Consider the following 15,117-nt stretch of genomic DNA (forward strand, 5'->3'; position numbering starts at 1 on the left):
ATCCTTATCTTTATAAAGATGTATTTAAGTATCTGATATTTATTATATTTTAAAATAGATAAAATTTTAAATATATTTTAATAATTTTTTGTTGAAATATATGGCTTATCCTATATCTTATAACTGAATTCTAATGTGGGGTGATCTGTTTTAGGTCGCCTTTATGTCGTGAGATATGGTGGGTGGGCTGCTAAAGCGACATTATCAAAAGAGGTAAAAGAGAATGTCTGATATTACAGGTAATGACGGTTCTGTTTTTAATGTAACTGCTGAAACGGCTGAATTGGCGGAGCGCGCAATCGTTCTTGAGCAGCCAGCTGGTGGGGAAATCGCGGAATATCAAATCGAACCTGGTCAGCCCTTGCGTTTGACTTTTTCTCTTGATGATGTGGATGTTGAGCAGACCGAAAATGATATTATCATTTCTTTTGCTGATGGTTCCCAGATTATCTTAAACTCCTTGGTTGATGCTGCTTTCTCGGAAGAACCTCCGATTTTGTTGCTTGCAGATGGTGGTACAATGTCTGCAGAGGAATTGATTGAGGCGACAGCTGACTTGGATGCCTTGGCTGATGCGTTGCAAGGTGTTGATACGGCCTCTGGCGAATCTGCGGGCTCGCCTGTGACAAGTTATGGTTCCCGTTTTTCAGATGCAATCGAAGCTCTTGATGGGTTTGATCGTCCAGATGATATTTTTGGTGGTTCTGAGCCTGATCCTATCCCTGGTCCTGTTCCTAATCCCACTCCTGATCCTGATCCTGAGCCTACTCCTGATCCTGAGCCGAACGACCCATTCGTGGAAGTAACGCCACCGCCATTGGTTGCTTATGATTTGGATCTTGATCTCGGGGCGCCGCCAGCATTTGATGCAAAATTCGCAGGTGATGATTTCCTTGATGCTGCTGATTTTGATGCTGCTGTATTTGGCGGCGGCGGTGATGACGTTATTGAAGGTACGACGCAGGATGATGTGTTGTATGGCGATGGTCAATCCGTTGGTGAGTTTACACTTGATATTGAGACGACTTACACAGAAACCACAGATGGTGTTGTTACTGATGTTGATTTGAATTCACCCGACGTGACTATTGTTGTGACGGTTCCTGAAGGGGTTACTGTTGCTGCGCCTGCAATTTCATTGGGTGATAATCAGTGGCAAGTGGCAGGCAATCAAATTAATGATGTGGTGTTTACTTCTGATGCTGATGTCGATGAAATTGACATTAGCTTCTCTGCAACTGCGCCATTCGTTGCAGGCGCGGTTGAGGATAGTTTTACAGTTACTATCAATGAAGAAACTGCAGGTGATGATACTATTGATGGCGGTTCTGGCGATGATGAAATCTATGGTCAGGAAGGCGACGACACGCTTGAAGGCGGGTCTGGTGAAGATGTAATTCGTGGCGGCATTGGAAATGATAACATCGATGGTGGTTCTGGCGCGGATAAAATTTACGGCGAAGACGGCGATGATGTGCTGGATGGCGGATCTGGTGATGATAGTATCAGCGGTGGTATTGGTGATGATACTATTGATGGTGGTTCCGGCGATGATTTGATTGATGGTGGGGCTGGTGATGATTTTATCGAAGCTGGCTCTAGTGATGATACTGTTGGTGGCGGTATAGGTTCAGATGAGATCTATGGCGAATCCGGTGATGACACCTTGCTTGGTGAGGCTGGTGATGATGAGCTATATGGCGGTAAAGGTAGTGATGCGCTTGATGGCGGTACGGGTATCGATACCGTCGATGCTGGCGAAGATGATGATGTTGGTAAATTCACCGTTGGTGAAGGTGGTGTTGGTGAAACCTATGCAGGTGGTGAGGGTACAGATACCTTACTTGTAAGTTACTCTGCGGATGATCTTTCTGATCCAGCAATTGTTGCCGATCTTGTTGCTTTGAAGCAATTTATTGCTGACAATAGTGATGCGTCTAGCTCTGATGGTCCATCTGAAACATTTGATGCTATTGGTTTGACCGTTAAAGATTGGGAAGATATCGAATTTGATGGCCCTGCTGTTGATGTAAGTGCAACAGTGAATGTTGGCCTGATGCAAGGTGATGAAGATACAGCCATTGCAATTGATGTCTCTGCTACATTAACCACAGATAATGGTGCGGCTGAGGTTACATCTTATACCTTCTCTGGTGCGGGTGATGCGCAGCTTTCTGCAGGCACATATGATGCGGATACAGGCACATGGACAGTTGATGCAGATGACATTGCAGGTCTGACTATCACACCGGTTGCTGATAGTGATGCAAATATCAACCTCTCTGTTGTTGCCAATGTGACTAACTTATTCACCGATGAAGTGACATCCACAAGCTCTGAGGCCGCAACTGTTATTGTTGAGGCGGTTGCGGATCAACCGAACCTAAGTGTGAATGATGCGTCTGGTAATGAAGATACAGCGATTGATCTGGACTTCTCTGCAGTTGTTACAGATACAGATGGGTCTGAAGCAATTACGTCTTACAGCATTACAGGTGTACCATCCGGTGCGACTTTATCTGCAGGCACTTATGATGCGGATACAGATAGCTGGACATTGACCCCGGCAGAAGTGGCTGCAGGTGTGTCTGTCACCCCGGCTGCTGATAGTGCGGCTGACTTCACCTTGAATGTGACAGCAACCACCACGGATAAAGATACAGAAACAGGTGAGACTTCTACAGCAACTTCTTCCGGTCAGATCAAAGTGACTGTTGATGCGGTTGCGGAAGCGGCTGATCTTGATGTTGAGAATGTGTCTGGCAATGAAGATACAGCCATTGCCTTGGATATTGCTGCTACTACAGATGATGGTTCCGTGATCACCACTTACACCATTACAGGTGCAGGTGATGCCCAGCTTTCTGCAGGCACATATGATGCAGATACAGGCACATGGACAGTTGATGCGGCTGATATTGCAGATCTGAAAATCACACCGGTTGCTGATAGTGATGCAAATATCAACCTCTCTGTTGTTGTGAATACAAAGAAGACTGATCCTGAAACAGGTGAAGTGTCTACAGCCTCTTCTGAAGCAGAGACAGTGACTGTTGCCGTGAATGCGGTTGCGGATAAACCGAACCTAAGTGTGAATGATGCGTCTGGTAATGAAGATACAGCGATTGATCTGGACTTCTCTGCAGTTGTTACCGACACAGATGGTTCTGAAGCAATTACATCTTACAGCATTACAGGTGTGCCATCCGGTGCGACTTTATCTGCAGGCACTTATGATGCGGATACAGATACCTGGACATTAACCCCGGCAGAAGTAGCTGCAGGTGTGTCTGTCACCCCGGCTGCTGACAGTGCGGCTGACTTCACCTTGAATGTGACAGCAACCACCACGGATAAAGATACAGAAACAGGTGAGACTTCTACAGCAACTTCTTCCGGTCAGATCAAAGTGACTGTTGATGCAGTTGCGGAAGCGGCTGATCTTGATGTTGAGAATGTGTCTGGCAATGAAGATACAGCCATTGCGTTGGATATTGGTGCGACTACAGATGATGGTTCCGTGATCACTACTTACACCATTACAGGTGCGGGTGATGCGCAACTTTCTGCAGGCACATATGATGCAGATACAGGCACATGGACAGTTGATGCGGCTGACATTGCGGATCTGACCATCACCCCAGTTGCTGATAGTGATGCAAATATCAACCTCTCTGTTGTTGTGAATACAGAGAAGACTGATCCTGAAACAGGTGAAGTGTCTACAGCCTCTTCTGAAGCAGAGACAGTGACTGTCACAGTGAATGCAGTTGCCGACAAACCGAACCTAAGTGTGAATGATGCGTCTGGCGATGAAGATACAGCGATTGATCTGGACTTCTCTGCAGTTGTCACAGATACAGATGGGTCTGAAGCAATTACATCTTACAGCATTACAGGTGTGCCATCCGGTGCGACTTTATCTGCAGGCACTTATGATGCGGATACAGATACCTGGACATTGACCCCGGCAGAAGTAGCTGCAGGTGTGTCTGTCACCCCGGCTGCTGACAGTGCGGCTGACTTCACCTTGAATGTGACAGCAACCACCACGGATAAAGATACAGAAACAGGTGAGACTTCTACAGCAACTTCTTCCGGTCAGATCAAAGTGACTGTTGATGCAGTTGCGGAAGCGGCTGATCTTGATGTTGAGAATGTGTCTGGCAATGAAGATACAGCCATTGCCTTGGATATTGCTGCTACTACAGATGATGGTTCCGTGATCACCACTTACACCATTACAGGTGCGGGTGATGCGCAGCTTTCTGCAGGCACATATGATGCAGATACAGGCACATGGACAGTTGATGCGGCTGATATTGCAGATCTGACCATCACCCCAGTTGCTGATAGTGATGCAAATATCAACCTCTCTGTTGTTGTGAATACAGAGAAGACTGATCCTGAAACAGGTGAAGTGTCTACAGCCTCTTCTGAAGCAGAGACAGTGACTGTCACAGTGAATGCAGTTGCCGACAAACCGAACCTAAGTGTGAATGATGCGTCTGGCGATGAAGATACAGCGATTGATCTGGACTTCTCTGCAGTTGTCACAGATACAGATGGGTCTGAAGCAATTACATCTTACAGCATTACAGGTGTGCCATCCGGTGCGACTTTATCTGCAGGCACTTATGATGCGGATACAGATACCTGGACATTGACCCCGGCAGAAGTAGCTGCAGGTGTGTCTGTAACGCCGGCTGCTGACAGTGCGGCTGACTTCACCTTGAATGTGACAGCAACCACCACGGATAAAGATACAGAAACAGGTGAGACTTCTACAGCAACTTCTTCCGGTCAGATCAAAGTGACTGTTGATGCGGTTGCAGAAGCGGCTGATCTTGATGTTGAGAATGTGTCTGGCAATGAAGATACAGCCATTGCCTTGGATATTGCTGCTACTACAGATGATGGTTCCGTGATCACCACTTACACCATTACAGGTGCAGGTGATGCCCAGCTTTCTGCAGGCACATATGATGCAGATACAGGCACATGGACAGTTGATGCGGCTGATATTGCAGATCTGAAAATCACACCGGTTGCTGATAGTGATGCAAATATCAACCTCTCTGTTGTTGTGAATACAAAGAAGACTGATCCTGAAACAGGTGAAGTGTCTACAGCCTCTTCTGAAGCAGAGACAGTGACTGTCACAGTGAATGCAGTTGCCGACAAACCGAACCTAAGTGTGAATGATGCGTCTGGCGATGAAGATACAGCGATTGATCTGGACTTCTCTGCAGTTGTCACAGATACAGATGGATCTGAAGCAATTACATCTTACAGCATTACAGGTGTGCCATCCGGTGCGACTTTATCTGCAGGCACTTATGATGCAGATACAGATACCTGGACATTGACCCCGGCAGAAGTAGCTGCAGGTGTGTCTGTCACCCCGGCTGCTGACAGTGCGGCTGACTTCACCTTGAATGTGACAGCAACCACCACGGATAAAGATACAGAAACAGGTGAGACCTCTACCGCAACCTCTTCCGGTCAGATCAAAGTGACTGTTGATGCGGTTGCAGAAGCGGCTGATCTAGATGTTGAGAATGTGTCTGGCAATGAAGATACAGCCATTGCCTTGGATATTGCTGCTACTACAGATGATGGTTCCGTGATCACCACTTACACCATTACAGGTGCAGGTGATGCCCAGCTTTCTGCAGGCACATATGATGCAGATACAGGCACATGGACAGTTGATGCGGCTGATATTGCAGATCTGAAAATCACACCGGTTGCTGATAGTGATGCAAATATCAACCTCTCTGTTGTTGTGAATACAAAGAAGACTGATCCTGAAACAGGTGAAGTGTCTACAGCCTCTTCTGAAGCAGAGACAGTGACTGTTGCCGTGAATGCGGTTGCGGATAAACCGAACCTAAGTGTGAATGATGCGTCTGGTAATGAAGATACAGCGATTGATCTGGACTTCTCTGCAGTTGTTACCGACACAGATGGTTCTGAAGCAATTACATCTTACAGCATTACAGGTGTGCCATCCGGTGCGACTTTATCTGCAGGCACTTATGATGCGGATACAGATACCTGGACATTAACCCCGGCAGAAGTAGCTGCAGGTGTGTCTGTCACCCCGGCTGCTGACAGTGCGGCTGACTTCACCTTGAATGTGACAGCAACCACCACGGATAAAGATACAGAAACAGGTGAGACTTCTACAGCAACTTCTTCCGGTCAGATCAAAGTGACTGTTGATGCAGTTGCGGAAGCGGCTGATCTTGATGTTGAGAATGTGTCTGGCAATGAAGATACAGCCATTGCGTTGGATATTGGTGCGACTACAGATGATGGTTCCGTGATCACTACTTACACCATTACAGGTGCGGGTGATGCGCAACTTTCTGCAGGCACATATGATGCAGATACAGGCACATGGACAGTTGATGCGGCTGACATTGCGGATCTGAAAATTACCCCAGTTGCTGATAGTGATGCAAATATCAACCTCTCTGTTGTTGTGAATACAGAGAAGACTGATCCAGAGACCAAAGAAGTGTCTACAGCCTCTTCTGAAGCAGAGACAGTGACTGTCACAGTGAATGCAGTTGCCGACAAACCGAACCTAAGTGTGAATGATGCGTCTGGCGATGAAGATACAGCGATTGATCTGGACTTCTCTGCAGTTGTCACAGATACAGATGGGTCTGAAGCAATTACATCTTACAGCATTACAGGTGTGCCATCCGGTGCGACTTTATCTGCAGGCACTTATGATGCGGATACAGATACCTGGACATTGACCCCGGCAGAAGTAGCTGCAGGTGTGTCTGTAACGCCGGCTGCTGACAGTGCGGCTGACTTCACCTTGAATGTGACAGCAACCACCACGGATAAAGATACAGAAACAGGTGAGACTTCTACAGCAACTTCTTCCGGTCAGATCAAAGTGACTGTTGATGCGGTTGCAGAAGCGGCTGATCTTGATGTTGAGAATGTGTCTGGCAATGAAGATACAGCCATTGCCTTGGATATTGCTGCTACTACAGATGATGGTTCCGTGATCACCACTTACACCATTACAGGTGCAGGTGATGCCCAGCTTTCTGCAGGCACATATGATGCAGATACAGGCACATGGACAGTTGATGCGGCTGATATTGCAGATCTGAAAATCACACCGGTTGCTGATAGTGATGCAAATATCAACCTCTCTGTTGTTGTGAATACAAAGAAGACTGATCCTGAAACAGGTGAAGTGTCTACAGCCTCTTCTGAAGCAGAGACAGTGACTGTTGCCGTGAATGCAGTTGCCGACAAACCGAACCTAAGTGTGAATGATGCGTCTGGTAATGAAGATACAGCGATTGATCTGGACTTCTCTGCAGTTGTCACAGATACAGATGGGTCTGAAGCAATTACATCTTACAGCATTACAGGTGTGCCATCCGGTGCGACTTTATCTGCAGGCACTTATGATGCGGATACAGATACCTGGACATTAACCCCGGCAGAAGTAGCTGCAGGTGTGTCTGTCACCCCGGCTGCTGATAGTGCGGCTGACTTCACCTTGAATGTGACAGCAACCACCACGGATAAAGATACAGAAACAGGTGAGACTTCTACAGCAACTTCTTCCGGTCAGATCAAAGTGACTGTTGATGCAGTTGCGGAAGCGGCTGATCTTGATGTTGAGAATGTGTCTGGCAATGAAGATACAGCCATTGCGTTGGATATTGGTGCGACTACAGATGATGGTTCCGTGATCACTACTTACACCATTACAGGTGCGGGTGATGCGCAGCTTTCTGCAGGCACATATGATGCAGATACAGGCACATGGACAGTTGATGCGGCTGATATTGCAGATCTGACCATCACCCCAGTTGCTGATAGTGATGCAAATATCAACCTCTCTGTTGTTGTGAATACAGAGAAGACTGATCCTGAAACAGGTGAAGTGTCTACAGCCTCTTCTGAAGCAGAGACAGTGACTGTCACAGTGAATGCAGTTGCCGACAAACCGAACCTAAGTGTGAATGATGCGTCTGGCGATGAAGATACAGCGATTGATCTGGACTTCTCTGCAGTTGTCACAGATACAGATGGGTCTGAAGCAATTACATCTTACAGCATTACAGGTGTGCCATCCGGTGCGACTTTATCTGCAGGCACTTATGATGCGGATACAGATACCTGGACATTGACCCCGGCAGAAGTAGCTGCAGGTGTGTCTGTCACCCCGGCTGCTGACAGTGCGGCTGACTTCACCTTGAATGTGACAGCAACCACCACGGATAAAGATACAGAAACAGGTGAGACTTCTACAGCAACTTCTTCCGGTCAGATCAAAGTGACTGTTGATGCAGTTGCGGAAGCGGCTGATCTTGATGTTGAGAATGTGTCTGGCAATGAAGATACAGCCATTGCGTTGGATATTGGTGCGACTACAGATGATGGTTCCGTGATCACCACTTACACCATTACAGGTGCGGGTGATGCGCAACTTTCTGCAGGCACATATGATGCAGATACAGGCACATGGACAGTTGATGCGGCTGATATTGCAGATCTGAAAATCACACCTGCGGCACATGATGCTGACGATTTCGAACTTTCTGTTGTTGTGAATACAGAGAAGACCGATCCAGATACCAATGAAGTGTCTACAGCCTCTTCTGAAGCTCAAACAGTTAAAGTAGTTGTAAATGCAGTTGCGGATGCGCCAAACTTGACTGTCGACGAAGATGTGACAGCGGTTGGGGATTCTGGCGAAGACTTGGTATTGGACGGCACAAGCGGCGATGATCGTATCACTGGTGGTTCTGGTAATGACGAAATTGACGGTGGTGCGGGTAATGACACCTTAATTGGCGACAGTTTCGAAGGTATGGCAACAACAAGCTTGGATATTGCGGCTTCGTTGAAGGATACTGATCTGTCAGAAACCTTGTCTATTACTCTTTCTGGGTTCGGTATTGATACAGTTTTGACAAATGCGGCTGGTGAAACATTCACAGGTGCAACAGAATATGATTTAACAGCAGATCAACTTGAAGGCCTAGAGTTGAGCGTTCCGATTGATACCGCTAACTTTGATATTACAGTTACAGCGACTGCAACAGATAGTGAAGCTGCAGGTGAAGTCGTAGATGCATCTGATGATGTGGCAGAAGAAGTTGCAACCATCAGTGTCGATGTATCTCATATGACAGGATATGGTGATGACATCATTACAGGCGGTGCCGGTGATGATTATATCGAAGGTAACGACGGTGATGACGTTCTAATTGGTGATGGCGAGCTTAGCCTTGGCGAAAATCTCATTGTGAATGGTGAGTTTGAGGCAGATACACCAGGTAGCTGGAGTACTTTCCAGAATATTGAAGGTTGGACAGCGACCGAAGGTCATATTGAAATTCAGGATCATGGCCATGGTGGCACACCTGTTTCTGATGACAGTTTCCTTGAGTTGGATGCCCATTATAACTCTACTGTTCAACAGGCAGTGGCCTTAACAGCTGGTAGCTTTGTTTTGGCATTCCAATATTCTGGTCGTGATAAAGGTGCTTTGGATGCGGAGGAAACAAGTGATTTCTCTGTATCTCTAGTGAACTCAAACGGTGAAGTCGTCTGGTCTGAATCTTTTGAAGATGTTGAGAAAGGTTGGCAGGATGCTTCCTTCGATATCGAAGGTATAGAAGCTGGCGATTACAATCTTGTCTTCTCTGGTGCGGGCTTAAGCGATAGCTATGGTGCTCTGATTGATAGCGTATCTTTGCGTGGTTACGAAGTAGCCGGAGATGATACTCTTGTTGGCGGTGCCGGGGATGATGATATTTCCGGTAATGCAGGTGAAGATATTCTTGATGGCGGTATCGGCGACGATACACTTGATGGCGGTGCAGGTATTGATACTGTCGAAGCTGGTAGTGGTGACGATACGGGTCATTTCACTGTTGGTGAAGGTGGTGCCGGTGAAATTTACGCCGGTGGTGAAGATGAAGATACCTTGGTCGTGTCTTACTCCGCTGATGATCTTTCTGATCCGGCGATTGTTGCTGACCTTGTTGCCTTGAAACAATTCATTGCTGACAATAGTGATGCGTCTAGCTCTGATGGTCCATCTGAAACATTTGATGCCATTGGTTTGACTGTTAAGGATTGGGAAGATATCGAATTTGATGGCCCTGCTGTTGATGTAAGCGCGACAGTGAATGTTGGCTTGATGCAAGGTGATGAAGATGAAGCTATTGCAATTGATGTCTCCGCCACATTAACCACAGATAATGGTGCGGCTGAAGTTACATCTTATACCTTCTCTAATATCCCGGATGGAGCTCTGTTTAATAAAACGGGTGAAGTGAATGCAGATGGTTCTGTGACATTCACTGCGGATCAAATGGATGGTTTGACCATTACACCGCCATCCAATGATGACAGTGTTATGGAGCTGGATGTTGTTGCGAATGTAACGAACTTATTAACTGATGAGGTTACATCCACGGATGCAGTTGATGCGAATGTAAATGTTGACGCAGTTGGGGATACACCGAACTTAAGCGTGAATGATGCGTCAGGTGATGAAGATACAGCGATTGATCTGGACTTCTCTGCAGTTGTTACCGACACAGATGGCTCTGAAGAGATTACATCTTATACCATTACAGATGTGCCATCCGGTGCGACTTTATCTGCAGGCACTTATGATGCGGATACAGATACCTGGACATTGACCCCGGCAGAAGTGGCTGCAGGTGTGTCTGTCACGCCTGCTGCTGATAGTGCGGCGGACTTCACCTTGAATGTGACAGCGACCACAACGGATACAGATACAGAGACAGGTGAGACCTCTACAGCAACTTCTTCCGGTCAGATCAATGTGACTGTTGATGCAGTTGCAGAAGCGGCTGATCTTGATGTTGAGAATGTGTCTGGCAATGAAGATACAGCCATTGCGTTGGATATCAGTGCCGAAGCCGCTGATGGCGGTGAGATGACAGGTATCACAATCACAGGCGTGCCATCTGGTGCGACTTTATCTGCTGGTACTTATGATGCAGTATCCGATAGTTGGTCTGTGGACGCGGATGACATTGATGGTCTAAGCATCACACCACCTGCGGATAGTGGCGCAGATATGACCTTGTCTGTTGTTGCGCATAGTGAGAAAACTGATCCTGAAACAGGTGATGTCACAACAGCATCTACTGATGCTGAAACGATGACTGTCGAAGTTCATGCGGTAGCCGATAAACCAACCTTGTCTGTGGAAGCCCCAGCGGTTGAGACTGTTACAATTGATATCAGCAATGTGAAAGATACAGATGCGGATCAAGGCTTTACAGTATCTGCGAAGAATATCGATGGATCTGATGGTGAAATCAGTATTAATACGCATCCATCACATACCGGTTTCGGTGTGGTTGGTCATGCGTCTGGGCATGGATCGGAACTTGGAAGTAATGAAAGTGGCTCTGAAAGTATCTCTGTAGAGTTTGATCAGGATGTATCTTCTGTCGATGTGTCCATGGCGTGGCAAAATCGTACAGAAGATGCGACTGTAGAATTCTATAAAGATGGTGTGAAAGTTGGTGAAGTTACCTTCCGTGGTGTGACAGATCGTATCGACGAGGCTGTGACATTAGCACCAACCAATGGCTCCGATTTTGATGAAATCGTCTTCCATGCAGGTACGGATCGAAATGATGACTATTTGATCAACTCTATTAGCTTCGAGCGTAGTGTTGAGCCAGATAACATTATTAATACAGATGAAGACACACCAATTGAGTTGGATATCTCTGCAGGTGTAACCGATACAGATGGTTCTGAAAGTATTGTGAATTATCAGATTTCAGGTCTACCTGAGGGCGCTGAACTATCTGCGGGTGACTATGATGAAGATACAGGTATCTGGACAGTGTCACCTGATGACATTGACGGTATTACACTGACATCTGCAGAACATAGTGCCGAAGATATGACATTAACCGTCACAGTTAACAGCCAGGATGTTGATCCAGAAACCGGGGCTATTGAGACAAATAGCACAACGGCACAGCTTCAAGTGAATGTGAATGCAGTTGCTGATCAACCAACCGTATCTGTTGATGAAAATGTAACAGCAACAGGTGATGCGGGCACGGATGATGTTCTTGTTGGAACGGATGGTGATGATCGTATCTTTGGTGGTGCTGGCGATGATACGATCGATGGCGGCGCGGGTAATGATGCAATTTATGGTGACGTATATGAAGGTATGGCGACTACAAGCTTGAATGTAGAGGCATATTTGAAAGATACGGATACGTCTGAGACATTGTCCATTAACCTATCCGGTTTCAGTACAGATGCAGTCTTAATCAATGCGGATGGTGAGGAATTCACAGGTGCTACAGAATATGATCTGACACCAGATCAACTGGATGGTCTTGAATTAAGCGTTCCAACGGGCACCGCAAACTTTGATATCACTGTTACAGCGACAGCGACAGATAGCGAGGCTGATGGCGAAGTTGCCGGTGCAACAGATGATGATGTTGCAGAGACAGTTGCGACAATTCATGTAGATGTTGCTAACGAAGTTGGTGCTGGTGATGATGTCCTAACTGGTGGTTCTGGTGATGATTATATTGCTGGTAACGCAGGTGATGACACAATCATTGGTGACGGTGGTACATATGTCGAAGGTGATGGTGGTTCCATTACTTGGGAAAATGTACGTGATACTGATATGGGCTTCACTGTAACGGCGAAAACATCCGATGGTGAAGGTGGCCTGCAAGATGCCCAAATCTCCACAGGTAATTCCCGTGCTGGTAAAGCCTTTGCCGTCATTGGAACACCAAGTGCCGGCGTGAATGGTCAGTTAGGATATGACAAAGAGAACGAAGTTTCTGAAGAATTATCCGTAGCTTTTGATCAAGATGTGAGTTCTGCTACTGTTGGAATCTCCAACCTTTATAGAAATGAAGGTAATCGTCATGAAGGTCGCAGCGAAGCCCATGAACAAGGTAAATGGGTTGCGATGAAAGATGGCGAAGTTGTAGGTGAAGGTACCTTTACTGCGACACAAGGTAGTAACCAGACTGAACTTAACATCAATATTCCGGACGGATTTGATCAATTAGTATTCACTGCAACAGAATATTCTGGCGGTCAGGAAACCACGAGAGATAGTTCTGATTATTGGATCACAAACATTGACTTCGATTGGAAAGATCCGGCAAGCTTTGATGATAGTCTGCATGGCGGTGCTGGCGAAGATCATATTTCTGGTAACCTAGGTGATGATATTATCACTGGTGGTGCGAATGATGATACGATCGTTGGCGGTGCTGGATCTGATTTCATTGTTGGTGGTACAGATGATGGTGAGGCTGAGATTGGCCAAGGAACTACAACCGAAATGCAATGGTTGAATGGTGATGGTACACAAGCTGATCTGATTTATGTAACAACCACAGAAACAACTTATACAGAGTTTGAATATGATGGTGGTGGTCGTAATGCCAATAACGTGAATGCAAATAATTATGCAGAAGCGTCTGAGGCGGCGAATGGCAGAAATCACGAGAATGGTGATTTGGTATTTAACAACATCAATAATTCAAGCTTCAATGTTGGCGGTGGTGATGATCTCTTCGTTGTGAAGGGGAATTCAAATAATGCGAACATTAATCTGGAAGGTGGAGATAACGTTGTTATTTTTGAAACCAATCCGGGCCAGAATGTAAATGTAAATGTTACAAATGGTGATGATGTTCTTGTATTGCCGGGCGATCAATCTGATTACAACCTAGGTGCATTGCATAACAATAATGGTGTTTACAGTGGCCAAATTACTGGTCCGAATAACATGAATTTGACGATCAACAATTTTGAGACAATCAAATTTGCTGATAGCGTTATTGGTGATGCAAGCTTGGTGGAAACCACAACAACGGTTACAACTGAAGAGATTGATGTGGTTGCTATGGAAGCATCTGGTGCAACATTAACCGCTGTTGAAGTTGAGGTGCCTGGTACAGTTACGGTGACATTTGAAAGCTCTCGTGCTGGTTATCATAATAGCTTTGGCTACTATGTGAAGGATGAGAATGGCGAACCTACTGAAGGCGTGTTGATCTGGAAAGATCTAAGAAACGAAACCGCACAAGGCGAAGAATACGAAATTGAAATCCCTGCTGGTAAGACAGCTGATGATATCGGTTTCTTCCTGATCCCGGATGGTGATCGTCGCAACAGTGATCTTGAGGATGGAATGGACGTTACCTTCCAGAAAAATGCTCAAGATGAATGGGTTGTTGTTGATCCAGATGGTGATGTCTTGAAAGGACGTAGTGAGCCTGCTTACTTCGATGGTCCTGCTGAGATGAACCCGGATGGTATTGTCCATGTTCAAATTGATGAAGATGGCGAACTTGGCTTCGAAGATCTGAAGGGCGGTGGCGATAGAGACTATGATGACGCTGTTGTGACTGTTGAGGTTGATGAAAATCTAGAATTTGATTTCGAAGGTGGTGATCAGCTTTGGGGCGGTGAAGAAGGTGGTGATGGCGATGGTCAACAAGATTTATTCTTCTTTGCAGAAGGTGATGGTGTTGACACTATTCACGACTTTGAAGCAGGTACAGATCAATTAATCATTAGTGGTTATGATCGTGATGATATGGATATCTTTGCGGACGGTAATGATACAATCATTAAACTTGGCGATAATGGTGACGCATTGAAACTGGTTGATGTAGACGCCTCAATCTTCGGTGAGGATAATATTTCTGAATATGATGCTGATACTGATGATAGTGGTGCGTTAAGCGCTGAAGAGTTAATGGACATGAAAGATGACCTGTTCAAAGGTGAGGGCGAGGAAGAGCGCGGTGGTAATGATGCCGATATCGTTCTTGTTGAAGGCCTTGATACAGCAGTTAATATCGAAAGTTCCGAGGAACCACCTACCTCTTAATAGCCCCTCAGGTAGAATGGATCGGAATGAATGGCACCTCTCTTATTTGAGAGGTGCCATTTTTCTTGAAGTGAAATGTGAATTTTAAGTAAAATTTGATGGATTTTCGGATGTGATACTCTTCTAATGTTGCCTTCGGCAGCGAATAAGTAGAAACTGAAACCGATTCGGTATAG

At 46.0% G+C, this 15,117-nt stretch carries 1 protein-coding gene; it reads left to right on the top strand.

Annotation, left to right across the window (positions count from 1 at the left end; all coding sequences use genetic code 11):
* The first annotated feature begins 223 nt into the window (after nt 1-223).
* Complete coding sequence (locus ACOQOA_RS12455) at nt 224-14,941, top strand: DUF4114 domain-containing protein (RefSeq protein ID WP_420548946.1); 14,718 nt, start codon at nt 224-226, stop codon at nt 14,939-14,941.
* Nucleotides 14,942-15,117: the final 176 nt, after the last annotated feature.

It is taken from the genome of Curvivirga sp. (assembly GCF_965219885.1).
Lineage (GTDB): Bacteria > Pseudomonadota > Alphaproteobacteria > UBA8366 > Aestuariispiraceae > Curvivirga.